Raw genomic sequence first — 23,348 nt, forward strand, 5'->3', positions numbered from 1 at the left:
AGTGACAGAACAACCCAATGCTTTCAAACACATAATGCACATGCAGCGTAACATTACTAGCTTGACTTCACCCGAGTCACCCGGCGGCCCGAAGCCCCGCCCCGAAAGGAACCCCATGTCGCTGGATTGCCCATCCCCCACCGCCCCGCCGCTGGTCCTGCGCCGCCTTCCCGGTCAGGATCTTGTGCTGACCCCCGAGGCACTGGCCTTTCTGGCCGAGCTGCAGACCCGTTTCGGCACCCGGATTCACGCGCTGATGCTGGCGCGCGCGCGCCGTCAGGCGCGGATCGACGCGGGCGCCCTGCCCGATTACCTGCCCGAGACGAAAGAGATCCGGCAGGGCATCTGGGAGGCCGCGCCGGTGCCCGAGGCCCTGCGCGATCGTCGGGTGGAAATCACCGGCCCGGTCGAGCGCAAGATGATGATCAACGCGCTGAACTCGGGCGCGCGGGTGTTCATGGCCGATTTCGAGGATGCGACGGCGCCAAGCTTCGCCAATATCCTTGCCGGCCATCGCAACATGCTCGATTACCGCGACGGCACGCTGGAATTCGACGATCCGAAAACCGGCAAAAGCTATCGCGTCGGCGCCGATCCGGCGGTGCTGATCGTGCGGCCGCGCGGGCTGCACATGGCCGAGGCGAATGTGCTGCTGGCCGGGCAGCCGATCTCGGCGGCGCTTTTCGATTTCGGCCTGACGCTGTGGCATTGCGGCCGGGCGCTGGCGGCCAGCGGCCGCGGCCCGTTCTATTACCTGCCGAAGCTTGAAAGCCACCACGAGGCGCGGCTGTGGAACGAGGTCTTCGTCTTTGCCCAGGACCGCGTCGGGCTGGCGCGGGGCACGATCAAGGCGACGGTGCTGATCGAAACCCTGCCCGCCGCCTTCGAGATGGACGAGATCATCTGGGAGCTGCGCGACCATATCGCCGGGCTGAACTGCGGGCGTTGGGATTATATTTTCAGCTACATCAAGACCTTGCGCAACCACAAGGCGTTCACCCTGCCCGACCGCGCCGAGGTGACGATGGACCGCGCCTTTCTGGCCAGCTATGCGGCACGGCTGGTCAAGGTCTGCCACCGGCGCGGCATCCACGCCATGGGGGGCATGGCGGCGGCGATCCCGGTGCGCGACGACGCCGTGGCGAACGAACGCGCCTTCGCCCAGATCCGCGCCGACAAGCTGCGCGAGGTGGGGATGGGCCATGACGGCACCTGGGTCGCCCATCCCGATCTGGTGCCGGTGGCGATGGCGGTCTTTGACGCCGAGATGCCGGGGCCGAACCAGATCCGCATTCCGCGGCAGGCCTGGCGGATCGAACCGGCGATGCTGTTGCGCCCGCATGAGGGCCGGGTGACCGAGGCGGGTCTGCGCACCAATATCTCGGTGGCGCTCGACTATCTGGCGGCCTGGCTCTCGGGGCGCGGCGCGGTGCCGATCCGCAACCTGATGGAGGATGCGGCGACGGCCGAGATCTGCCGCGCGCAGCTGTGGCAATGGCGCCATCACGGCGTGTCGGTGGCGCTTGCGGCGGGCGGCAGCCGGGGGGTGAGTTCCGACTGGCTGGGCGAGCTGATGCAGCAGGAAATCGCCACGGTGCTGGACCGGATCGGGGCGAACGCCTTTCACCGCGGCCATTACGCCACCGCCGCACGGCTGCTGCTGGAAGCCGTGACCGCCGAAACCCTGCCCGATTTCCTTACCACCGCCGCCTATGCGGTTTTGAACGCGCTCGACTGATGGACCCGATCCCGCTGTTTTCGCCCTTTGGCGGCCCGATCCCCGAAGCTTGCCTGAGACCCTCGGCGCAACCTTTTCCCGCTTCCCCCAAACCCCGGGCAGAGCCCGTCGAAAGGAAACACCATGACGAAAAGACAGACTTTTTCGGAAATCCGCTCCGCTATCCTGTCCCGCTACCCCTGCGGGGTCACGCCGGGTGGCGTGGCGGTCGATGACATCGTGCAGCTGCGGCTGCAAAACACCTGGGACACGCATCTTGATATCGCGCGGGCGATGGCCGGGGTGATGCGCGCCGACATGGCGGCCTATGACGCCGATCCGACGAAATTCACGCAAAGTCTTGGCTGCTGGTCGGGCTTTCACGCGCAGCAGATGATCAAGGCGGTCAAGCGGATGCGGGGCACAGCGCGCGGCACCTATGTCTATCTGTCGGGCTGGATGGTCGCCGGTCTGCGCAACCGCTGGGGCCATCTGCCCGATCAGTCGATGCATGAAAAGACCGCCGTCGCCGATCTGATCGCCGAGATCTACACCTCCTTGCGGCAGGCAGATGAGGTCGCGATGAACGATCTCTTCAAGGCGCTGAAAGCCGCGCAGACCGAGACCGAGCGGCAGGCAGCGATTGCGGCGATCGACGGGTTCGAAACCCATGTCGTGCCGATCATCGCCGATATCGACGCAGGCTTTGGCAACGAACATGCGACCTATCTTCTGGCGAAAGAGCTGATCAAAGCCGGGGCCTGCTGTTTGCAGATCGAAAATCAGGTCTCGGATGCCAAGCAATGCGGCCATCAGGACGGCAAGGTGACGGTCCCGCGCGAGGATTTCATCGAAAAGCTGCGCGCCTGTCGGCTGGCCTTCGAGGAGCTGGGGGTGGAAGACGGGGTGATCGTCGCCCGCACCGACAGTCTGGGCGCCGGTCTGACGCAGAAGGTGCCGGTGTCGCAACGCCCGGGCGATCTGGCCTCGGACTACATCAAATGGCTGGCGACCGCGCCGATCAGCGCCGAAAACCCGATCCGCGAGGGCGAACTGGCGCTTTATCAGAACGGCGCCTTCGTCAAGCCGCAGCGGCTGGCGAACGGGCTTTTCCCGTTCCGCCCCGGCACCGGCCGCGCCCGGGTGGTGGAAGATTGCATCGCCTCGCTGACGCTGGGGGGCGCCGATCTTTTGTGGATCGAGACCGACACGCCGAATGTCGATGAAATCGCCGGGATGGTGGCCGAGATCCGCAAGGTCGTGCCCGATGCGAAGCTGACCTACAACAACTCGCCCAGCTTCAACTGGACGCTGAACCTGCGCAAGCAGGTGCGCGCGCAGTGGCTGGCCGAGGGCACGATCACCGAAGACGCTTATCCGAACGGGCCCGAGCTGATGAAGCCCGACTATGACGACACGCCCTTCGGCCGCGAAGCCGATGCGTGGCTCAAGGCCTTCCAGACCGAGATCGCGACGCGGGCGGGGGTGTTCCACAACCTGATCACCCTGCCCACCTTCCATCTGACCGCGAAATCGATGGATGAACTCTCGCGCGGCTATTTCGGCGAAGACAAGATGCTGGCCTATGTCGCCACGGTGCAGCGCGCGGAAATCCGCGGCGGCGTCTCGGCGGTGAAGCACCAGCACGAGGTCGGCTCGGATCTGGGCGACACGTTCAAGGAGATGGTCGCGGGCGAACGCGCGCTGAAGGCGGGCGGGCATGCCAATACGATGAACCAGTTCGCGGCAGAGTGAAGCAAGGGAGGGCCGAAAGCGCCGTGCCGCCCCACGACCCCGGGGCGGCACGGTTCTTGCGCGCGGGGCCCGGCGCTCAGGCGAAGACGCCGGGCATGACCCCCTGCGGCCCGGCGCCGATCAGCGTGGCAAGGCTGCCCATCGCCGCCCAGTCGATCCCTTGCACCGGCGCCAGCCCGGCGCGATGGCGCAGCAGCGCAAGCCGTTCCGCACAATCCGCAAGCGGCCCCGAGCCCAGACCGCCCTGCAGGATCAGCCGGTCCGGCAGGGCCTGACGCAGGTCTTCCAGCAGCCGCGCCGACCGCCCGCCGGGGGCTTCGGCGCGCATCCTCGAGCCGGTCACGATCACCACCGCCCCGGCTTCGCCGCGCAGGCTGTCCAGGATGTCGCCAAGCTCAAGCTCGAGGATCACCCGCACGACAGCCCCGCAAGGCGCAACAGATCCGCCTTCAGGATCGTGCCGATCATCTCGGTTTCCCCCGGCGGCATCACGATGCAGACCCGCCCGCGCGGCGGCAGCGGCTGCGACGGCCGCCCCGCTCGCTGCAGCAGGCTGTTCAGACGGGTCTGCGCCAGAGCCACCTCGGCAAAGCCGATCGCCGCGGCCTCCTGCATCTGGCCAAGCCGCTGCAGGCTTTCCGCGACGAACCCGGCCCGCGCCTGCAGATCGTCGCGCGCCAGCACCGGCAGGGCTGGCTCCGCCGCGCTGTCCAGCAGCCTTTCGACGAAATCGGGCACCCGCCGCAACAGGTCGGATTGCGCGAAAGAGCCCAACGCATGATCTTGCGCCAGATCGTCGAAGACGCGCTGCGCCAGCGCCAGCAGATCCTCCTCCGGCCGCCACGCCGTCCCGTCGCGCAGGCGGGCGGGGTGCTGATGCAGGACCGCCTGCCGCAAAGGCCAGCGGGGAAAGCGGCGCCTGTCGGTCCAGCCGACCGAAAGCAGCCGCGCCTCGGCCAGCCGGGGGTCGGGGCGATCTGCGCCATCGCGGCGCAAAGCTGCGGCCCGCCCTTCGATCCAGTGCAGCCAACCGTCCTCGACCGCAACCGTCGCCCCGCACAGATCTGCGCGCCCGGCAGGGCCGCCAGATCGTGCCGGATCGGGGCGCCGGTCTGCGGCGGGTCCGCCGCGCGGGCCGCGCCGATCAGAACCAGGCGCAACAGCCGTTGCCTGCCGGGCAAAGAAGTTTCCATCGCGTCCATTTTCACCGCCATGCGCGCCTCCCTGAACAGGGGCGGGGAAACGGCGACACGAACCAAGGCGCGGGCCTCAGGCTTCACGTCCCCCCGGTTCACCCCGCCCGAAACGTCTGCGATGGCAGGTCTCCTGGCTTGCGGGTCATCGCGCCCCCGGACCTTCCCGGGCGCGGGCCCAGTGGCATTTCCGGCGTTGCTCGTCGCTCACAGTTGCGGGGGCAGCCGCGGCCTTGCCCGGACGGGCGCACCGCATTCCCTTTTCAGGCGCAGCCCCGAAGACCGCGCCACCATCGCCACAAGGATGAAAGCAACCGGCGGCGCTGTAAAGCGGGTTTGCGCCCCCAAAGGGCCGCTGCGCGGCACTCGGTCGCAGGCGGCACCGGCCTGGCGCCTGTTTGCACGGGCTGCGGCGGGCCTTGGGCGGCGGGCGGCGGCAGGCGCAGCGGCAGCAAAGGGAAAACTACATGTTGACACCAAGCGCCGGTTGATTGCTATATCGTGACGCTCTGGGTCTTGCGGTTCCCCGCAAGCCAAGAGGGAAGCCGGTGCGATTCCGGCGCTGCCCCCGCAACTGTAAGCGGCGAGCGCGGCTGATCACGCCACTGGGCCCCGGCCCGGGAAGGCCAGCCAAGCTGTGACCCGCAAAGCAGGAGACCTGCCCGAGCCTTGATGACCACCGCTGGCGGAGGGCCGTGCGGGGCGCTGTCGGACCCGTTGCCGGGGCCGTACGGCGTTCCCGTCCCTGCAAAGGCCCAAGGACGAGGACCGCGATGCCGATCGCCGATGCTGCTTTGACTGCCCCCGCGGGTTTTTCCACCCTGCGCACCCGCGATGGCGCGCTTGTGCCCTTTGACGCCCGCCGCATCGTGGCGGCGCTGGCGCGGGCGGGCGATGCCAGCGGCGAATTCGGCGCGGCCGAGGCCCGGGACCTGACGCAAGCGGTGCTTGACCGGCTGGCGCTTCTGGCCCCGGCCAGCCCCCCCGATGTCGAGACGATCCAGAACATGGTCGAGGCGGTCCTGGCCGATACCGCCCATGTTGCCACCGCCCGCGCCTATGCGGTCTACCGCGACCAGCACGCCCGCCTGCGCGCGGACAACCGGGTGCTGATCGACGTTGAACGCTCGGTCAGCGAATATCTGGAACGCTCCGACTGGCGGGTGAATGCCAATGCCAATCAGGGCTATTCGCTGGGCGGGATGATCCTGAACATCTCGGGCAAGGTGACGGCGAATTACTGGCTGAGCCATGTCTATCCGCCCGAGGTCGGCGAAGCGCATCGCGAGGGCGACATCCATATCCACGATCTGGACATGTTCGCGGGCTATTGCGCGGGCTGGTCGCTGCGCACGCTGCTGCACGAGGGGCTGAACGGCGTGCCCGGCGCGATCGAATCCGCCCCGCCCGCGCATCTGTCAAGCGCGCTGGGGCAGATCGTCAACTTTCTGGGCACGTTGCAGAACGAATGGGCGGGGGCGCAGGCGTTTTCCTCCTTTGACACCTATCTGGCGCCCTATGTGCGGCTGGACGGGCTGAGCTATGCGCAGGTCCGTCAGGCGATGCAGGAATTCATCTACAACCTGAATGTCCCCTCACGCTGGGGCACGCAGACGCCCTTTACCAACCTGACCTTTGACTGGACCTGCCCCGAGGATCTGCGCGATCAGGTGCCCATGGTGCAGGGCCGCGAGGTGGGCTTCACCTATGGCGATCTGCAGGCCGAGATGGACCTGATCAACCGCGCCTATATCGAGGTGATGACGGCGGGCGATGCCAAGGGGCGGGTTTTCACCTTTCCGATCCCCACCTACAACATCACCCCGGATTTTCCGTGGGAGAGCGACAACGCCGATGCGCTGTTCGAGATGACGGCGAAGTACGGGCTTCCGTATTTCCAGAATTTCGTGAATTCGGAATTGCAGCCGCATATGGTGCGCTCGATGTGCTGCCGGTTGCAGCTGGACCTGACCGAGCTGCTCAAGCGCGGCAACGGGCTGTTCGGCTCGGCGGAACAGACCGGATCGCTGGGCGTCGTCACGCTCAATTGCGCGCGGCTCGGTCATCTGCACCGCGGCGACGAGGGCGAGCTGATGGTGGCGCTGGATCATCTGGCGCGGCTCGCGCGCACCAGCCTTGAGATCAAGCGCAAGGTGATCCAGCGCCATATCGATGCCGGGCTTTTCCCCTATACCAAGCGCTACCTTGGCACGCTGCGCAACCACTTCTCGACGCTCGGCGTGAACGGGCTGAACGAGATGGTGCGGAATTTCACCGCCGATGCCGAGGATATCACCACCGAGGCGGGCAAGGCGCTGGCGCTGCGGGTGCTTGATCGGCTGCGGGCGCAGATGGTGGCCTTTCAGGAAGAGACCGGCCATCTTTACAACCTTGAAGCCACCCCGGCCGAGGGCACGACCTATCGCTTTGCCCGCGAAGACCGCAAGCGCTTCCCCGGCATCCTGCAGGCGGGCACGGCCGATCAGCCCTATTACACCAATTCCTCGCAGCTGCCGGTGGGCTTCACCGATGACCCGTTCGAAGCCCTGGCGCATCAGGAAGCGCTGCAGGCGAAATACACCGGCGGCACCGTGCTGCATCTTTACATGGGCAGCCGGGTCTCCTCGGCCGAGGCCTGCCGCAAACTGGTGCGCCGGGCGCTGACGAACTTCCGCCTGCCCTATATCACCGTCACCCCCACCTTCTCGATCTGCCCGAAACACGGCTACATCGCGGGCGAACACGAATTCTGCCCGAAATGCGATGCCGAACTGATCGCGAAGAAACGCGCCTGCGCCTGCTGACCCCAAAGGAGAACCCGATGAACAAGCCGCTGACCCAGACCGACCTTGAAAGCGCGATGACCCTTGACGATGCCGAACGCACCCGCTGCGAGATCTGGACGCGGGTGATGGGCTATCACCGGCCGATGGCCTCCTTCAACACCGGCAAGAAGGGCGAGGCGGCCGAGCGGGTCTATTTCTCCGAAGCGCGGGCGCATCTTGGCTGAGCTGGCGCTCTCGGGCCTCGTGCGGCACTCGGCCTGCGACTGGCCGGGGGAGCTGGTGGCGGTGCTTTTCACCCAGGGCTGCCCCTGGTCCTGCCGCTATTGCCACAACCCCGACCTGATCCCGGCCCGGGCGGGAACCCTGCCCTGGGCCGAGGTGCGGGACTTTTTGCAAAGCCGCCGCGGGCTTCTGGACGGGGTGGTGATCTCGGGCGGCGAGCCGACCCTGCAGGCCGCCCTGCCCGCCGCGCTGGCCGAGATCCGTTCGATGGGCTTTCGCACCGGGCTGCACAGCGCCGGGCCTTACCCCGAGCGGCTGGCCCGTGTGCTGCCGCTTCTGGATTGGGTGGGCTTTGACGTGAAGGCGCCCTTTGCCGATTATCCGCGCATCACCGGCGTGCCCGGATCGGGGCTGCGGGCGCAGGAAAGCCTGCGGCTTCTGCAGGAAAGCGGCGTCGCCCATGCGCTGCGCACGACGGTGCATCCGCGCCTGCTGGGCGCCGCGGATCTGGACCGGATCGGCGCCGATCTGGCCGAGCTGGGCCTGCCGATGGCAGAGCTGCAACCCTTCCGCGCCGCGGGCTGCATCGACACCGAGCTTTGCGCGACCTGACCGCTTCGCCCCTCACTCCGAGCCGGAATAGGGGGCGAAGCGGGTTTCCTCGGGGCGCAGCCGCAAGGGCTTTCCCAGCGTCGGAAAGGCGCGCTGCGGGCAATCGGCGCGCTCGCAGAGCTTGCAGCCCGGGCCGATCTTCGTTGCCAGATCGGGCGCGCGCAGGTTCAGCCCGCGCGCATAGACCAGCCGGTCGGCATGGGCCAGATCGCAGCCCAGCGCGACGGCGAAGCGCTTTTCCGCCGCGCCGAAGCCGCCGCCGCCCTGCCGCAGCTGTCGGGCGATCCACAGATAGCTGCGGCCATCGGGCATCTGCGCCACCTGCCGCAAGATCTCGTCCGGGCGGGAAAACGCCTCGTAGATGTTCCACAAGGGACACGACCCGCCGATGCGGGAAAAGTGGAAATCGGTGGCCGATTGCCGCTTCGAGATATTGCCCGCCCGGTCCACCCGGATGAAAAAGAACGGCACGCCGCGCGCCTCGGGCCGTTGCAGGGTCGACAGCCGGTGGCAGACGGTCTCGAAACCGACGCCGAAGCGGTGCGCCAGCAGCTCGATGTCGTAAGACAGCGCCTCGGCCGCGGCCAGAAAGGCGCGGTAAGGCATGATCAGCGCACCGGCATAATAATTCGCCAGCCCCACCCGCAACAGCGCCTGCGCCTCGGGGTCCAGCTGCGTCGCCGCGCACAGCCGCGCCATCAGCCCGCCCTGTTCCAGAAGCGCCAGCTGCGTCGCGATCTGAAAGGCCTGCTGGCCGGGCGTCAGATGCGCGCCCAGATGCAAGAGCCCCGCCCCCGGCTCGAACCGGCGCAGGATACCGCCCTCGGCATGCAGAATGCGGATGCCGTGCCGCGTGGCCAGACGCTCGGCCAGGGGCTGCGCCATCCGCCCGGCGGGCAGATCCGCCCCCACCGCCTCGGCCGCGGTGTCAAGATCGGGGACATGGTTGCGGCGTTCGTAAAACCAGTCCCGCACCGCCTCGAAGGCGGCGGGGCTGGAGCTTGCGGGCGTGCTGATCTGCCCCGCCAAGGCATCGGCGCGGTCGGACAGATCGCGCAGCCGCGCCTGCATCGCCACGATCGCCCGCGCGACGGCGGGCATGTTCGCCGCGATCTCCCGCACTTCGGCCAGACTTGCCCCCGCCCCCTGATCGGCCAGCGCCCCGCGCAATTCGGCAATCAGCCGCGCCTCGTCGGCATCCGAAAACAGCTGCACATCCAGCCCGAAGGCGGCGTTGAGCTTGAGCAGCACCGGCACCGTCAAGGGCCGCTGGTTGTTCTCGATCTGGTTCAGATAGCTTGGCGAAATTTCCAGCGCGCGGGCAAGGCTTGCCTGCGTGATGCCGCGATCCTCGCGCAGCCGTTTCAGCCGCACCCCCATGAATGCCTTTGCCATCTTCGCAACCTTCGCAATTCGCCGCGTCAAGCTTCACAATATAACGCTATATCAATACTTTAACGGGAATGCCGAAAGCAAGGAAAGCTGCCTTTGCCAATCTTGCAAAGGTTTCCCATGCCCCTCCCCCCTGCCCCGCCGACCGTTCTGGTCGAGATGATCTTTCCCGATCAAGCGAACCATTACGGCACGCTGTTTGGCGGCCATGCGCTGGCGCTGATGGCGCGGGCGGCCTTTGTCGCCGCCTGCCGCCGCGCCGCGGGGCCGGTGGTGATGGCACGATCCGAGCGGGTGGATTTCGCCACCCCGATCCGGGTCGGCGAGATGCTGGAACTGCGCGCCGAAATCCTGCGCGAGGGGCGCAGCTCGCTGACCGTGGCGGTGCGGGGCATCGCCCAGCCGATCGGCCCCGGCGCCCCCCGCCCGGCGCTGGACGGACAATTCGTGATGGTCGCCGTCGATGCCGACGGCCGTCCCCGCCCGCTTTCTTCCGCAATCTGACGACAAGCAAGGAAAGACCCGATGAAGACCCATGACCTGCGCAGCTACCGCTCGGCCGAGATCCTGCCGCGTTCCGAACAGCTGGCCTGGAAGATCGCCGAAGTGGCCGCCGACCCGGTGCCGGTGCTGCCCGAAGTGACCGAGATGATCATCAACCGCGTCATCGACAATGCCGCCGTCGCCGCCGCCTCGGTCGGGCGCCGCCCCGTCGCCTCGGCCCGGGCGCAGGCGCTTTGCCACCCGATGCGGCGCGGCGCCACCGTCTTCGGGATGCCGCATGGCACCCGGGTCTCGCCGGAATGGGCGGCCTGGGCGAATGGCACGGCGGTGCGGGAACTCGACTTCCACGACACCTTTCTGGCCGCCGATTACAGCCATCCGGGCGACAACATCCCGCCGATCCTGGCGGTGGCGCAGCACACCGGGCGGTCGGGCGCCGAGCTGATCCGGGGGATCGCCACCGGCTATGAAATTCAGGTCGAACTGGTGCGCGGGATCTGTCTGCATGAACACAAGATCGACCATATCGCCCATCTCGGGCCCTCGGCGGCGGCGGGGATTGGCACGCTGCTGAACCTGCCTGCCGAGGTGATCTATCAGGCGGTGCAGCAGGCGCTGCATGTGACGACCACGACACGGCAAAGCCGCAAGGGCGAGATTTCCAGCTGGAAGGCCTTTGCCCCGGCCTTTGCGGGCAAGATGGCGATCGAGGCGGTGGACCGCGCCCTGCGCGGCGAAGGCGCCCCCAGCCCCGCCTGGGAGGGGGAAGACGGTTTCATCGCCTGGATGCTCTCGGGCCCAGATGCGCGTTACACCGTCCGCCTGCCCGGCCATGGCGAGCCGAAACGCGCCATCCTTGACACCTATACCAAGGAATATTCGGCGGAATATCAAAGCCAGGCGCTGATCGACCTGGCCCGCCGCCTTGGGCCGCAGATCGGCGATCTGGTGCAGGTCGACAGCATCGTGATCCACACCTCGCATCACACCCATCACGTCATCGGCACCGGCGCCAATGATCCGCAAAAGATGGACCCCGACGCCAGCCGCGAGACGCTGGACCATTCGATCATGTATATCTTTGCCGTCGCGCTGGAGGATGGCGGCTGGCACCATGTCCGCAGCTATGCCCCCGAACGCGCGCATCGGCCCGAAACGGTCGCGCTCTGGCACAAGATCTCGACCGTCGAGGACCCGGACTGGACGCGCCGCTATCATGCCCGCGATCCGAAGCAAAAGGCCTTTGGCGGCCGCGTGGTGGTGACGCTGAAGGACGGGCGGCAGATCGTCGATGAACTGGCGCTGGCCGATGCCCACCCCGACGGCGCCCGACCGTTCCGGCGCGAGAATTACGTGCGCAAGTTCCTGACCCTGTCCGACGGCATCCTGAGCGGCGCGGAACAGACCCGCTTTCTGGATGCGGCGGAAAACCTGGCCGATCTGCCCGCCGACGGGCTCGGTCTTCTGAATTTCACCGTGGCGGCCGATGCCCTGGGCGCGCCGCGTCCGCGCGGCATCTTCGATTGGGAATGAGGGGGAAATCATGTCCGGTTCGATCGTGAAACCGAAGAAATCCGTGGCCCTGTCCGGGGTGGTGGCGGGCAATACTGCGCTGTGCAGCGTCGGCCAGACCGGCAACGACCTGCATTACCGTGGTTTTGACATTCTTGAAATTGCCGAATCTTGCGAATTCGAGGAAGTGGCACATCTGCTGATCCATGGCACCCTGCCGACGCTGGCGGAGCTGGCCAGCTATCGCACCAAGCTGCGGGCGCTGCGCGGGCTGCCCTTGGCCGTGCGCCAGACGCTCGAGGCGATCCCGGCCGCCGCGCATCCGATGGATGTGCTGCGCTCGGGCGTCTCGGCCTTGGGCTGCGTGCTGCCCGAGGCCGCCGATCACAACACGCCCGGCGCGCGCGACATTGCCGACCGGCTGATCGCGGTGCAGGGCTCGATGCTGCTTTACTGGTATCACTTCGCGCAGAACGGCCGCCGCATCGAGGTCGAAACCGAAGACGACAGCATCGCCGGGCATTTCCTGCATCTGCTGCATGGCCGCCCCGCGGGCGAGGAAGCCGTGCGGGCGCTGCACACCACGCTCAACCTTTATGCCGAACACGAGTTCAACGCCTCGACCTTCACCGCGCGCACCATCGCGGGGACCGGATCGGATCTTTATTCCTGCGTCGCGGGCGCCATCGGCGCGTTGCGCGGGCCGAAACACGGCGGCGCGAATGAACAGGCCTTCGAAATCCAGAAGCGCTACGCCACCCCCGACGCGGCCGAGGCCGATATCCGCGCCCGGGTGGCCGCGAAAGAGGTGATCATCGGCTTTGGTCATCCCGTCTACACGATCGCCGATCCGCGCAATGTGGTGATCAAGCAGGTGGCGCGGCGGCTGGCGCTGCATCACGGCGCGCTGCGGATGTTCGACATCGCCGAGCGGATCGAACAGGTGATGGCCGAGACGAAGGCGATGTTTCCGAACCTCGACTGGTATTCGGCGGTCTCCTATCATCAGCTGGGCGTGCCGACGATGCTGTTCACGCCGATCTTCGTCATCGCCCGCAGCGCGGGCTGGGGGGCGCATGTGATCGAGCAACGGCTGGACGGCAAGATCATCCGCCCTTCGGCGAATTACACCGGCCCCGAAACCCGGGCCTTCCTGCCCCTTGAAGCCCGCGGCGGCCTTTTGACCGCGCCCAACCGGACGGAGTGAGACATGCCCTATCTGATCGGTTCCGATCATCCCGAGGCCCCGGCGGGGGCGCGGTTTCGCGCCGCCCTGGCCCGGCCCGGCATCCTGCGCCTGCCGGGCGCGCATAACGGCATGGCCGCGCTGCAGGCGAAAGCCGCGGGGTTTCAGGCGCTTTATCTGTCGGGCGCGGCGATGTCGGCCTCGATGGGCCTGCCGGACCTCGGCATCCTGACGGTGGACGAGGTCGCCTTTTTCATCCGCCAGATCACGCGGGCCTCGGGGCTGCCGCTTCTGGTCGATGGTGACACCGGCTATGGCGAGGCGCTGAACGTCATGCACATGGTCCGGGTGTTCGAAGAGGCCGGGGCGGCGGCGGTGCATCTGGAAGACCAGCTTCTGCCGAAGAAATGCGGCCATCTGAACGACAAGAAACTAGCAAGCCCGGCCGAGATGGCGGCCAAGGTCGCGGCGGCGGTGCGGGCACGGCGGCATCTGGTGGTGATCGCGCGGACCGATGCGGCGGCCGCCGAGGGGATCGAGGGGGCGGTGGCGCGGGCGCAGCTTTATGTCGAGGCGGGCGCCGATGCGATCTTCCCCGAGGCGCTGACTTCGGTCGAGATGTTCCGCGCCTTCCGCGCCCGGCTGCCCGGGGTCAAGCTTCTGGCGAACATGACCGAATTCGGCCGCACCCCGGCCCTGACCGCGGCCGAGTTCGAGGAGCTGGGCTATCAGATGGTGATCTGGCCGGTGTCCTCCCTGCGGGTGGCGAACCGCGCGCAGGAACGGCTTTACGCCGCGCTTGCCCGCGACGGCGCCACCACCGCGCTTCTGCCCGAGATGCAGACCCGGGCAGAGCTTTACGCGACGCTGGGCCTTGCGGCTTTCGAGGCGCTCGATGCCTCGATCGCGCAAAGCGTGCTGCCCACGACGGGTTGAAGGGGGGCGGTCAGATCTCGACCGCCACCTTGCCCGAAGGCCGCGAGCAGCAGGCGAGGATATAGCCCGCGGCGATATCGTCCTCGGAAATCCCGCCATTGTGCAGCATCTGCACCTCGCCCGCGGTTTTCTTCACCTTGCAGGTGCCGCAAAGGCCGAAGTTGCAGCCCGAGGGGATGTTCAGCCCCGCCCGTTTCGCCGCCGCCAGAACGGTTTCGCCCGGCGCGCAGGCGGTGCTGACCCCCGAGGCGGTGAAACGGATCTCGGCGGCCTCCGATGCCTCGGGCAGCGCTTCGGGCGCGGTCTCGGGCGGGCCGAAGCTTTCCTGATGATAGCGATTCATGTCGAAGCCCAGCGCCGCAAGGCTGTCCTTGACCCCGCGCATGAAGGGCTCGGGACCGCAGCAGAACACCTCGCGCTCCAGATAATCGGGCGCCATCAGCCCCAGCATGATCTGGTTCAGACGGCCGCGAAAGCCGTGCCAGACGCTGAAGGGCTCGACCTCCTCGACCGTGAAGCGCAGCTGCAAGCCGGGCACCCGCGCCGCGAATTGCTCGAGCCGCGGCCGGAAGATGATGTCCGAGGGCCGCCGCGCCGCATGGACAAAGACGATATCGGGCATCTCGCCGCTGTCCCAGGCCCAGGTCGTCATCGACATCATCGGCGTGATCCCCGAGCCCGCCGAGATCAACAGATATTTCCGCGCCGGATGGCGGCGCAGGCTGAACTCGCCCGCGGGGCCGTGTGCCCGCAGCCGCATCCCCGGTTTCAGCTGCTCGATCAGCCAGCGCGAGCCCACCGACCCGGGCTGCGCCTTCACCGTCACCGAGAGCGACAAGGGCCGCGAGGGCGAGGAGGAGATCGTATAGGTCCGGCTGACCGGCTGACCCGGCACCGGCAGATCCAGCGTCAGGAACTGCCCGGGCAGGTAGTCGAACCACGCGCCCGAAGGCGCGCGGAAGGTGATCGTGGCGGTATCGGCGGTTTCGGGCACCACCATCGCGCATTCCAGCGGCTCGGCATCGCTCCATGGCGCGCTGGCCCAGTTGATCCGGTCCATCGCTCACTCCGCCGCCAGCGGCGGGGCCAGCCGCGCATCCAATGTGCCGCAATACCAGTCGACGAACTGGATCACGCCCTCTTCCTGCAGCGTCGAATAGGGGCCGGGCTCATAGGCGGGGGACAGAATCCCGGCCTGATTTTCCTCGACCACCTGCCGGTCCTCGTCATTCGTCGCCATCCAGACCTCGGTCAACTCGGTCAGGTCGTAATCCACCCCCTCGACCGCATCGCCGGGGACAAGCCAGGTCGTCGTCACCTCGGTCTCGGTGGCCGAGATCGGCAGCACCCGGAAGACGATCGCATGATCGGCCAGGAAATGGTTCCAGGTGTTCGGATAATGGAAGAAAAGCAGGCTTCCGGCATCGTTGAAGGGCATCTCGCCCAGCCGTTTGCCCCGCACCGCGGCCTTGGTGCTCATGGTGTAGCTTTCAGCGCCGTTCAGCAGCGGAATGCGGGCCAGCCGCCATTGCATCTGCGGATGATGCACGAAGCGCGAGGGCAGACCCGCCGCCTCGCAGCGCGTCCAATGCGCCAGAATATCGGGGCTCGCCGCCTCGGGGCCCTCCATCGCGGTCATGCGCGGATTGTCGGAATAGGTCCGGCAGAGCGAGGGATGCGAGCCGCCGCAGTGATAGCATTCGCGGTTGTTCTCGATCACCAGCTTCCAGTTGCCCTTCTCGACGATGGTCGAGACATGGGCAACGCGCGCCTGTTTCAGCCCGGCAGGCGCCAGATAGCGGCCCAGCGTGCCCGCCAGATCGGCGATCGCGGGCGGCACCTCGGCCAGACAGATGAAGACCATGCCGCCGATATCGACGCAATGGACCTTTTTCAGCCCATGCGCGGCGGGGTTGAAATCTTCCTGCATGTCCTTGGCCCAGAGCAGTTTTCCGTCCAGGTCATAGGTCCATTGGTGATAGGGGCAGACAAGCTTCGGGCTGTTGCCCGTGGTCTTGGCGCAAAGCCGCTGGCCGCGATGGCGGCAGACGTTGTGAAAGGCGCGGATCATCCCGTCGGCGCCGCGCACCAGGATCACCGGATAGGCGCCCACCTGCAACGTCGCGTAATCGCCGGGCTTGACGAGCTGGCAGGCGGGAATGGCAAACAGCCATTCGCGGTAAAAGACCTGCGTCAGATCGGTCTGAAAGATCCCCGGATCGCAATAAAAGGGTTGCGGCAGGGAATGGTCATTGCGCCGTGCGGCAAGCTGCGCACGGATGTCGGATGCGTCTGGCATCGGCACCTCACTTGCCCCTGCCTCCCCGCAAGGGCTGGTTGGATGGATGGGCCCGGGGGCCCGGCGGTCACAGGGCTGGTTTCCGGGCTTGCAATGCGTGCTTTCGCACCCGGGCGCAGCGCCTTCCCGAACCCCGGGGTCCAGTGGCCTTGCCGTCCCTCATTGCTGACCGTTGCGGGGGCAGCGCCGGTCTTGCACCGGCTTCCCAATTCTCCCGGCCTTGCGGACGGGCACCCTGAGGCCTTCAGACTGACAGATTGTCGCAGAGGGCGCGTGCCAAAAACGACGCGCCGTCTGCGCTTTCAGACAGGATCACGCGGCCACCGCAGCGGCGGCGGGCGCGGCCGACCCCAGCACCGGGGCCAGCCAGCGCTGCACCTCGGCCAAGGCCATGCCCTTGCGGGCGGCGTAATCGGCGGCCTGATCCTGCTCGATCCGGGCCAGACCGAAATAATAGGCCTCCGGATGGCCGATATAGAGCCCCGAGACCGAAGAGCCGGGCCACATCGCCATGCTGTCGGTCAGATGCACGCCGGTCGCGGCCTCGGCCCCAAGCAGCCGGAACAGCGTCAGCTTTTCCGTGTGGTCGGGCTGGGCCGGATAGCCGGGCGCCGGGCGGATGCCGCGATAGGGCTCGCCCACCAGCTGATCGGGGGCGAAGCTTTCTTCGGGCGCATAGCCCCAATAGTCGCGCCGCACCCGCTGATGCAGGGCCTCGGCCAGGGCTTCGGCAAAGCGGTCGGCCAGCGCCTTGACCAGGATCGCGGAATAATGGTCATTGGCAGCTTCGAACCGCGCGGCGATCTCGGCTTCCTCGGGGCCCGCGGTGACCACGAAGCCGCCCAGATAATCGGGCACCGTGCCCGCAGGCGCGACGAAATCGGCCAAAGCCACATTCGGGCGGCCTTCGCGCTTGCCGGTCTGCTGGCGCAGGGTGAAGAAAGTGGCGAGGTCTTCGGTCCGGCTCTCGTCGGTGTAAAGCCGGATATCGTCGCCCACCGCCTGCGCGGGCCAGAACCCCACCACGGCGCGCGGGGTGAACCAGCGTTCGGCAATGATCTGCGCCAGCATCGCCTGGGCATCGGCGAAAAGTGCCCGCGCCGCTTCGCCCTTTTCGGCGTCATCGAGAATCCGCGGATAGACCCCCTTCAATTCCCAGGCATGGAAGAAGGGCGTCCAGTCGATATACCGCGCCACTTCGGCCAGATCCCAGTCGTCGATCACGCGCGGGCCAAGGAATTGCGGCGCGGGCACGGCATAGCCCGACCAGTCGAGCCGCAGCGCATTGGCCCGGGCCGCGGCCAAAGGCAGCCGCACCTTGGCGGCCTCGTCGCGGGCATGACGGGCGGCGATCTGCGCATAGTCCGCGCGGATCTGCGCCGCGTAATCGACCTTCTGGTTCGGGCTCAAAAGCGCCCCCACCACCCCCACGGCCCGGCTGGCATCGAGCACATAAACCGCCTGCCCGCGGCTGTAGGCGGGGGCGATCTTCACCGCCGTATGCACTTTCGACGTGGTCGCCCCGCCGATCAGCAGCGGAATGTCAAAGCCCTCGCGCTCCATTTCCGCGGCCAGATGCACCATCTCGTCCAGGCTTGGCGTGATCAGCCCGGAAAGCCCGATCGCATCGACCTTTTCGGCCCGCGCCACTTCCAGGATCTTTTGCGGCGGCACCATCACGCCCAGGTCGACGATGTCGTAATTGTTGCAGGCCAGCACGACGCCGACGATGTTCTTGCCGATGTCATGCACATCGCCCTTGACCGTGGCCATCAGGATCTTGCCCGCGGTTTCGCGCCCCTCGCCGCCGCGCGCGGCCTTTTCGGCATCCATGTAGGGCAGCAGAACGGCGACGGCCTGTTTCATCACGCGCGCCGATTTCACCACCTGTGGCAGGAACATCTTGCCCGCGCCGAACAGATCACCGACGACATTCATCCCCGCCATCAGCGGCCCTTCGATCACATGCAGCGGGCGTTCGGCCAGAAGCCTTGCGGCTTCGGTATCGGCCTCGATGAATTCGGTGATGCCATTGACCAGCGCATGTTCGAGCCGCTTTTCCACCGGCCAGTCGCGCCAGGCCAGATCGCGGGTCTTTTCCTCGCGCGCGCCGCCGCGGAAGCGCTCGGCCACCTCCAGCATCCGCTCGGTCGCGGTGCCGCCCGATTTGGGCTGGCGGTTGAGCACCACATCCTCGCAGGCCTGGCGCAGCTCGGGGTCGATCTGGTCATAGACCACCAGCTGCCCGGCATTGACGATCCCCATATCCATCCCGGCGCGGATGGCGTGGTAAAGAAACACCGCATGCATCGCCGCGCGCACGGGTTCGTTGCCGCGAAAGCTGAAGGACAGGTTCGACACCCCGCCCGAGACATGGGCATGCGGCAGGTTGGCCCGGATCCAGCGAGCGGCCTCGATGAAATCAACGCCGTAATTGTCGTGTTCTTCGATGCCCGTGGCGACGGCAAAGACGTTCGGGTCAAAGATGATGTCTTCGGGCGGAAAGCCGATCTCCTCGACCAGAATGCGATAGGCGCGGGCGCAGATGCTGGTCTTTCGGGCGAAACTGTCGGCCTGCCCCTCTTCGTCAAAGGCCATCACGACGACCGCCGCGCCATAGGCCAGACACAGCGCCGCGTGATGGCGGAAGATCTCCTCGCCCTCCTTCAGGCTGATCGAATTGACGACGGGCTTGCCCTGCACGCATTTCAGCCCGGCCTCGATCACCTCCCATTTCGAGCTGTCGATCATCACCGGCACCCGGGCAATGTCGGGCTCGGCGGCCAAGAGGTTGAGGAAGGCGACCATCGCCGCCTGACTGTCGATCAGCCCCTCGTCCATGTTGATGTCAAGGATCTGCGCGCCGTTTTCCACCTGATCGCGGGCGACATCCAGCGCGGCGGCATAGTCGCGGGCGACGATCATCTTGCGGAACCGGGCCGAGCCGGTGACATTCGTGCGCTCGCCGATGTTCACGAAGGGAATGTCGGGCGTCAGGGTAAAGGGCTCAAGCCCCGAAAGGCGCAGATAACGGCTCATGGCAGGGCCCTCGGCGGGAAAGGTTTCACGGCTTCCGCGATGGCGCGGATGTGATCGGGGGTGGTGCCGCAGCAACCGCCCACGACATTGACCAGCCCTTCGCGGGCAAATTCGGCCACCTGCGCGGCGGTCCGGTCGGGGGTTTCGTCATATTGGCCAAAGGCATTGGGCAGCCCGGCATTGGGATAGGCGCAGATCGCGCAGGGGGCGACGCCCGCCAGTTCCGCCAGATGCGGACGCATCGCACTGGCGCCCAGCGCGCAGTTCAGCCCCACGGTAAAGGGCCGGGCATGAGCCACCGAATGCCAGAACGCGGTCGGCGTCTGCCCCGACAATGTGCGCCCCGAGGCATCGGTGATCGTGCCGGAAATCATCACCGGCAGCCGCTCGCCCCGTTCGGCAAAGGCTTCGAAACAGGCGAAAATCGCCGCCTTGGCGTTCAGCGTGTCAAAGATCGTCTCGATCAGCAGGATATCGGCGCCCCCCGCGATCAGACCGCGCACCTGCTGGCCATAGGCCGTGCGCAGATCGTCGAAGGTGACGGCGCGAAAGCCCGGGTCGTTCACATCGGGCGAGAGCGAGGCGGTGCGGTTCGTCGGCCCCACCGCCCCCGCAACGAAGCGGCGCCGTCCGTCGGTGGCCTCGGCGCGGTCCATCGCCGCCCGCGCCACCCGCGCCCCCGCGGCGTTCAGGTCGAACACCGCGCTTTCCAGCCCGTAATCGGCCTGCGCGATGGTGGTGGCCGAAAAGGTGTTCGTCTCGACGATATCCGCCCCCGCCATCGCATAGCGGAAATGGATCTCCTCGATCGCTTGCGGCTGGGTCAGCACCAGCAGGTCGTTGTTGCCCTTTTGCGGATGATCGGTGGCATGGCGGCAGGCGCAGCCCGAGCCGTGGCCCAGAAAATCGTCCTCGCTCAGGCCAAGCTGCTGGATCTGCGTGCCCATCGCCCCGTCAAGGATCAAGATCCGCTGGCGCGAAAGCGCCTCAATTGCGGCAAAGGCCGCAGATCGGGGCAGGGTCTGGGTCAGCATGGCAATCTCCCTCGGGTGGAAGGCAGATAGGCCACAAGTCACCTTTCAGCAAATTCATAATCATCAGGATAATTATGAGTTCGCTCATGTCCCCATCGGACTGCGGCCGCTACCGCGCCAGATCCAGAAGCGCATCAAGGTCCAGATCGGCTTCGATTTCCGCAGCAAAAGCATCAAGGGCGGCCCCGATCCGGGCATCATGGTCCTGCACGGCGGCGGTGACGCCCAGCTGCGCCAGCCAATGGCCGCGAAAGCCCGCGGCGCCGAAAATCCCGTGCAGATAGCTGCCCATCACCTTGCCATCGGCAGAGATCGCCCCCTCGGGCCGCCCGTCAAGGGTCAGCCACGGCCGCGCCAGATCGGGGCCGAAGCTCTCGCCCATATGCATCTCGTAGCCCTGCACGCGGGCACCGCTGAGGCTGTCCCGCGCGTCGATCCTGGCCAGCCGTTTCCTTGGCCCGATCATCGTTTCCAGATCGAGAAGCCCCAGCCCCGGGGTTTCGCCGGGCGGGCCCTCGATCCCCTCCGGGTCGCGCACGACGCGGCCAAGCATCTGAAACCCCGCGCAAATACCCACGACGCGCCCGCCCCGGCGCAGATGCGCGCGGATATCGATGTCCCAGCCCTCGGCGCGCAGCGCGATGAGCGCGGCCCGGGTGGCCTTGGAGCCGGGCAGGATCACCACCGCCGCCTCGGCCGGGATCGGCTGACCGGGGCGGACCCAGCGCAGATCGACGCCCGGCTCGGCCGCCAGCGGGTCGAGATCGTCGAAATTCGCCACCCGCGGCAGGTCGGGCACCGCCACGACAAGCGCCCCCGCCGTGCCGCGCTTGCGCGCGACCCCGAGCGAGTCTTCCTCGGGCAGGCGCCTTGCCGCCTCGGACCAGCGCATCAGCCCCAGCACCGGCCAGCCGGTCTCGGCGCGGATATCGGCGGCGGCGGGGGCAAAGATCGCCGGATCGCCGCGGAATTTCGTCACGATCACGCCGCCCACCCGGGCGCGTTCGGAAGCGGTCCAAAGGTGATGATGCCCGATCACCGCCGCCGTCACCCCGCCGCGCGATTCGTCGCCCAGAAGCAGCACCGGCAGATCCGCGGCCTCGGCCAGACCCATGTTCGAAATGTCCTGCGGGCGCAGGTAGCGTTCGGCGCCGCTGCCCGCCCCCTCGATCAGCACCAGATCATGGCTGGCCGAGAGGTGATCCAGGCTCTCGATCACCTGCCCCCGCAGGCCGGGTTTCAGCGCCTGATAGTCGGCGGCGGAAAAGCGGCCCAAAACCTGCCCCTGCACCACCACCTGCGCATCGACATCGCTGTCGGGCTTGAGCAGAACCGGGTTCATGTGGACGGACAGGGGAACCCCCGCCGCCCGCGCCTGCAACGCCTGCGCCCGGCCGATCTCGCCGCCATCCGCCGTCACCGCCGCGTTGTTCGACATGTTCTGCGCCTTGAAGGGCGCCACCTTCAGGCCGCGCCGGGTGAAGGCCCGCGCCAGCCCCGCGACGAACAGGCTTTTCCCCACATCCGAGCCGGTGCCCAGCACCATCAGCCGCCGCGCCGTCATTTCGCCAGCGCCAGCAGCGCGTCCAGATCGAGGTCCTGCTCCAGCTGATCGGCCAGAGCGTCAAGCGTCGTCTCGATCTGCGCGGCGTGATCGAGGCCCGAGGCCCGCCCGCCCATCGCGGTGATCCAATGGCCGCGAAAGCCGTCGGCGCCAAAAAGCCCGTGCAGATAGGTCCCCATCACCCGGCCATCATGCGACACCGCCCCCTCGGGGCGGCCGTCAAGCCGGAACCACGGCTGCGCAAGCCCCGGCCCGGTGGTGCGGCCCATATGCATCTCGTAGCCCGTCAGACCGTGACCGCTGACCGCATCGGTCGCCTGCACCTCGGTCAGCATCTTGTCGCGCGTCATCACGGTTTCCAGATCGAGCAGCCCCAGCCCCTCGGTCTCGCCCGCCGGGCCCTCGATCCCTTCGGGATCGCGCACGACATGGCCAAGCATCTGAAACCCCGCGCAAATCCCGACAACGCGGCCGCCGCGGCGCAGATGCGCGCGGATGTCCACATCCCAGCCCTGCGCGCGCAGCGTGGCCAGCGCGGCGCGGGTGGTTTTTGATCCCGGCAACAGCACCACATCGGCCTCGGGCGGGATCGGCTGGCCATGGCGGACCCAGCGCAGATCGACGCCCGGCTCGGCGCCCAGGGGATCAAGGTCGTCGAAATTCGCCACGCCATCGAGATGCGGCACGGCGACGATCAGCCCCGCGCCGTTGCCCGTCGCGGGACGCTCCAGCGCCAGCGCATCCTCGGCCGGCAGCTGCCCCGCCGCCTCGAACCAGCGCGCGACGCCCAGGAAGGGCCAGCCGGTGATCTCGGTCATGGTCCGGCAGGCCGGTTCGTAAAGCGAGAAATAGCCGCGGAACTTGTTGACCAGAATACCTTTCACCCGCGCCCGCTCGGCGTCGTCATGCAGCATCCAGCTGCCGACGACAGCGGCCAGCGCCCCGCCGCGGTCGTTGTCGGTCAGCAGAACCACCGGCAGATCGGCCTCTTCGGCCAGACGCATGTTGGTGATGTCGCAATGCTTGATCCAGGTCTCGGTCGCCGCCCCCGCGCCTTCGACCAGCACCAGATCGGCCTCGGCGGCGACGCGGCGGTAGCTGTCCATCACCGCGGGCAGCAGGAAGGGTTTCAGATGGTGGTAATGCCGCGCGGGCCAGTTGCCCAGCGCCCGGCCGCGCAGCACCACCTGCGAGCCGACCAGCGCCTGCGGCTTGAGCAGAACCGGGTTCATGTGGATCGAGGGCGCCACCCCGGCGGCGCGGGCCTGCAGCGCCTGTGCCCGGCCGATCTCGCCGCGCCGGGGCTGGCCGTCGGGGCCGGGGGGCAGGTCGCTGTCCACGGTGACGGCGGCATTGTTCGACATGTTCTGCGCCTTGAACGGCGCCACCTTCAGCCCGCGCCTTGCATAGGCGCGGGCCAGCCCGGCAACGAGCAGGCTTTTGCCGACATCGGAACTGGTGCCCTGGATCATCAGCGCCCGGCCGCGCCGCGGCGGCGGCGGGGTCAGCAACGGCAGGTCAAGATCGGGCAGCGGCGGCACCGGATCGTGGTCGGGAAGCGAGAGGGTCATGGCAGCATCCGTTCGGTCGGCAGGCA

The 23,348-nt window shown here is 67.4% G+C and carries 18 protein-coding genes and 3 riboswitches; of the genes, 9 read left to right on the forward strand and 9 right to left on the reverse strand.

Annotation, left to right across the window (positions count from 1 at the left end):
* Positions 1 to 115: 115 nt before the first annotated feature.
* Both aceB and RCAP_RS16495 read left to right on the forward strand, forming a co-directional pair.
* Entirely contained in the window at positions 116 to 1,738 is a 1,623-nt protein-coding gene (gene aceB / locus RCAP_RS16490; protein ID WP_013069033.1) for a malate synthase A, read from the forward strand.
* Positions 1,739 to 1,861: 123 nt separating this feature from the next.
* Entirely contained in the window at positions 1,862 to 3,472 is a 1,611-nt protein-coding gene (locus RCAP_RS16495) for an isocitrate lyase (protein ID WP_013069034.1), read from the forward strand.
* 76 nt (positions 3,473 to 3,548) lie between these two features.
* Here RCAP_RS16495 and RCAP_RS16500 read toward each other — a convergent pair whose 3' ends face one another.
* On the reverse strand, positions 3,549 to 3,890 hold the full coding sequence (locus tag RCAP_RS16500; RefSeq protein WP_013069035.1) for a hypothetical protein: 342 nt from the start codon (positions 3,888 to 3,890) through the stop codon (positions 3,549 to 3,551).
* Positions 3,881 to 4,468: a hypothetical protein gene (locus RCAP_RS16505; RefSeq protein ID WP_013069036.1), complete on the reverse strand. Its 588-nt coding sequence runs from the start codon at positions 4,466 to 4,468 to the stop codon at positions 3,881 to 3,883. The genes RCAP_RS16500 and RCAP_RS16505 overlap by 10 nt, the downstream gene beginning before the upstream one ends.
* 303 nt (positions 4,469 to 4,771) lie before the next feature.
* Positions 4,772 to 4,975: riboswitch (cobalamin riboswitch) on the reverse strand.
* Positions 4,976 to 5,159: 184 nt separating this feature from the next.
* Positions 5,160 to 5,345: riboswitch (cobalamin riboswitch) on the forward strand.
* A gap of 93 nt (positions 5,346 to 5,438) precedes the next feature.
* Between RCAP_RS16505 and RCAP_RS16510 the strand changes: the two genes are divergently transcribed.
* From RCAP_RS16510 to RCAP_RS16520, 3 genes are read left to right on the forward strand one after another with little or no spacing between them, the layout of a single operon-like run.
* Positions 5,439 to 7,469, forward strand: coding sequence for a ribonucleoside triphosphate reductase (locus tag RCAP_RS16510; protein ID WP_013069038.1), 2,031 nt, complete (start codon positions 5,439 to 5,441; stop codon positions 7,467 to 7,469).
* Positions 7,470 to 7,486: 17 nt separating this feature from the next.
* On the forward strand, positions 7,487 to 7,675 hold the full coding sequence (gene nrdD, locus RCAP_RS20090; protein WP_013069039.1) for an anaerobic ribonucleoside-triphosphate reductase: 189 nt from the start codon (positions 7,487 to 7,489) through the stop codon (positions 7,673 to 7,675).
* The gene (locus RCAP_RS16520) at positions 7,668 to 8,285 is read left to right on the forward strand and encodes an anaerobic ribonucleoside-triphosphate reductase activating protein (protein ID WP_013069040.1); all 618 of its coding nucleotides are present in this window, start codon (positions 7,668 to 7,670) and stop codon (positions 8,283 to 8,285) included. The genes nrdD and RCAP_RS16520 overlap by 8 nt, the downstream gene beginning before the upstream one ends.
* 12 nt (positions 8,286 to 8,297) lie before the next feature.
* Here the strand turns inward: RCAP_RS16520 and RCAP_RS16525 are convergent, their stop codons facing one another.
* Positions 8,298 to 9,680, reverse strand: a complete 1,383-nt coding sequence (locus RCAP_RS16525) for a short-chain fatty acyl-CoA regulator family protein (protein WP_013069041.1) — start codon at positions 9,678 to 9,680, stop codon at positions 8,298 to 8,300.
* A 117-nt stretch (positions 9,681 to 9,797) separates the two neighbouring features.
* Between RCAP_RS16525 and RCAP_RS16530 the strand changes: the two genes are divergently transcribed.
* The 4 genes from RCAP_RS16530 to prpB are packed head-to-tail and all read left to right on the forward strand — an operon-like array spanning position 9,798 to position 13,815.
* On the forward strand, positions 9,798 to 10,181 hold the full coding sequence (locus tag RCAP_RS16530; protein WP_013069042.1) for an acyl-CoA thioesterase: 384 nt from the start codon (positions 9,798 to 9,800) through the stop codon (positions 10,179 to 10,181).
* Positions 10,182 to 10,202: 21 nt separating this feature from the next.
* Positions 10,203 to 11,714 (forward strand): MmgE/PrpD family protein, encoded by a 1,512-nt coding sequence (locus RCAP_RS16535; RefSeq protein WP_013069043.1) that lies wholly within the window; start codon positions 10,203 to 10,205, stop codon positions 11,712 to 11,714.
* A 10-nt stretch (positions 11,715 to 11,724) separates the two neighbouring features.
* Positions 11,725 to 12,900, forward strand: coding sequence for a bifunctional 2-methylcitrate synthase/citrate synthase (gene prpC / locus RCAP_RS16540; RefSeq protein WP_013069044.1), 1,176 nt, complete (start codon positions 11,725 to 11,727; stop codon positions 12,898 to 12,900).
* Positions 12,901 to 12,903: 3 nt separating this feature from the next.
* On the forward strand, positions 12,904 to 13,815 hold the full coding sequence (prpB, locus tag RCAP_RS16545; protein WP_013069045.1) for a methylisocitrate lyase: 912 nt from the start codon (positions 12,904 to 12,906) through the stop codon (positions 13,813 to 13,815).
* Between the two features lie 10 nt (positions 13,816 to 13,825).
* On the opposite strand, the gene RCAP_RS16550 is transcribed toward prpB, so the two are convergent.
* From RCAP_RS16550 to RCAP_RS16575, 6 genes are all read right to left on the reverse strand, one after another.
* Entirely contained in the window at positions 13,826 to 14,875 is a 1,050-nt protein-coding gene (locus RCAP_RS16550; RefSeq protein ID WP_013069046.1) for a hybrid-cluster NAD(P)-dependent oxidoreductase, read from the reverse strand.
* A 3-nt stretch (positions 14,876 to 14,878) separates the two neighbouring features.
* Positions 14,879 to 16,114, reverse strand: coding sequence for an aromatic ring-hydroxylating oxygenase subunit alpha (locus RCAP_RS16555; protein ID WP_013069047.1), 1,236 nt, complete (start codon positions 16,112 to 16,114; stop codon positions 14,879 to 14,881).
* A 56-nt stretch (positions 16,115 to 16,170) separates the two neighbouring features.
* Positions 16,171 to 16,367, reverse strand: a riboswitch (cobalamin riboswitch).
* A gap of 59 nt (positions 16,368 to 16,426) precedes the next feature.
* Complete coding sequence (metH, locus tag RCAP_RS16560) at positions 16,427 to 19,153, reverse strand: methionine synthase (RefSeq protein ID WP_013069048.1); 2,727 nt, start codon at positions 19,151 to 19,153, stop codon at positions 16,427 to 16,429.
* Entirely contained in the window at positions 19,150 to 20,187 is a 1,038-nt protein-coding gene (locus RCAP_RS16565; protein ID WP_013069049.1) for a homocysteine S-methyltransferase family protein, read from the reverse strand. Before RCAP_RS16565 ends, metH begins: the two co-directional genes overlap by 4 nt.
* 109 nt (positions 20,188 to 20,296) lie before the next feature.
* Positions 20,297 to 21,751, reverse strand: coding sequence for a cobyric acid synthase (locus tag RCAP_RS16570; protein ID WP_013069050.1), 1,455 nt, complete (start codon positions 21,749 to 21,751; stop codon positions 20,297 to 20,299).
* The gene (locus RCAP_RS16575) at positions 21,748 to 23,322 is read right to left on the reverse strand and encodes a cobyric acid synthase (RefSeq protein ID WP_013069051.1); all 1,575 of its coding nucleotides are present in this window, start codon (positions 23,320 to 23,322) and stop codon (positions 21,748 to 21,750) included. Before RCAP_RS16575 ends, RCAP_RS16570 begins: the two co-directional genes overlap by 4 nt.
* Positions 23,323 to 23,348: the final 26 nt, after the last annotated feature.

This window comes from Rhodobacter capsulatus SB 1003 (assembly GCF_000021865.1).
GTDB lineage: Bacteria > Pseudomonadota > Alphaproteobacteria > Rhodobacterales > Rhodobacteraceae > Rhodobacter > Rhodobacter capsulatus_B.

Excerpts from the sequence above, each read along its gene's own strand:
- aceB (WP_013069033.1), top strand. The coding sequence starts at position 116 with ATGTCGCTGGATTGCCCATCCCCCACCGCCCCGCCGCTGGTCCTGCGC.
- RCAP_RS16495 (WP_013069034.1), top strand. The coding sequence starts at position 1,862 with ATGACGAAAAGACAGACTTTTTCGGAAATCCGCTCCGCTATCCTGTCC.
- RCAP_RS16510 (WP_013069038.1), top strand. The coding sequence starts at position 5,439 with ATGCCGATCGCCGATGCTGCTTTGACTGCCCCCGCGGGTTTTTCCACC.
- nrdD (WP_013069039.1), top strand. The coding sequence starts at position 7,487 with ATGAACAAGCCGCTGACCCAGACCGACCTTGAAAGCGCGATGACCCTT.
- RCAP_RS16525 (WP_013069041.1), bottom strand. The coding sequence starts at position 9,680 with ATGGCAAAGGCATTCATGGGGGTGCGGCTGAAACGGCTGCGCGAGGAT.
- RCAP_RS16530 (WP_013069042.1), top strand. The coding sequence starts at position 9,798 with ATGCCCCTCCCCCCTGCCCCGCCGACCGTTCTGGTCGAGATGATCTTT.
- RCAP_RS16535 (WP_013069043.1), top strand. The coding sequence starts at position 10,203 with ATGAAGACCCATGACCTGCGCAGCTACCGCTCGGCCGAGATCCTGCCG.
- prpC (WP_013069044.1), top strand. The coding sequence starts at position 11,725 with ATGTCCGGTTCGATCGTGAAACCGAAGAAATCCGTGGCCCTGTCCGGG.
- prpB (WP_013069045.1), top strand. The coding sequence starts at position 12,904 with ATGCCCTATCTGATCGGTTCCGATCATCCCGAGGCCCCGGCGGGGGCG.
- RCAP_RS16550 (WP_013069046.1), bottom strand. The coding sequence starts at position 14,875 with ATGGACCGGATCAACTGGGCCAGCGCGCCATGGAGCGATGCCGAGCCG.
- RCAP_RS16555 (WP_013069047.1), bottom strand. The coding sequence starts at position 16,114 with ATGCCAGACGCATCCGACATCCGTGCGCAGCTTGCCGCACGGCGCAAT.
- metH (WP_013069048.1), bottom strand. The coding sequence starts at position 19,153 with ATGAGCCGTTATCTGCGCCTTTCGGGGCTTGAGCCCTTTACCCTGACG.
- RCAP_RS16565 (WP_013069049.1), bottom strand. The coding sequence starts at position 20,187 with ATGCTGACCCAGACCCTGCCCCGATCTGCGGCCTTTGCCGCAATTGAG.
- RCAP_RS16570 (WP_013069050.1), bottom strand. The coding sequence starts at position 21,751 with ATGACGGCGCGGCGGCTGATGGTGCTGGGCACCGGCTCGGATGTGGGG.
- RCAP_RS16575 (WP_013069051.1), bottom strand. The coding sequence starts at position 23,322 with ATGACCCTCTCGCTTCCCGACCACGATCCGGTGCCGCCGCTGCCCGAT.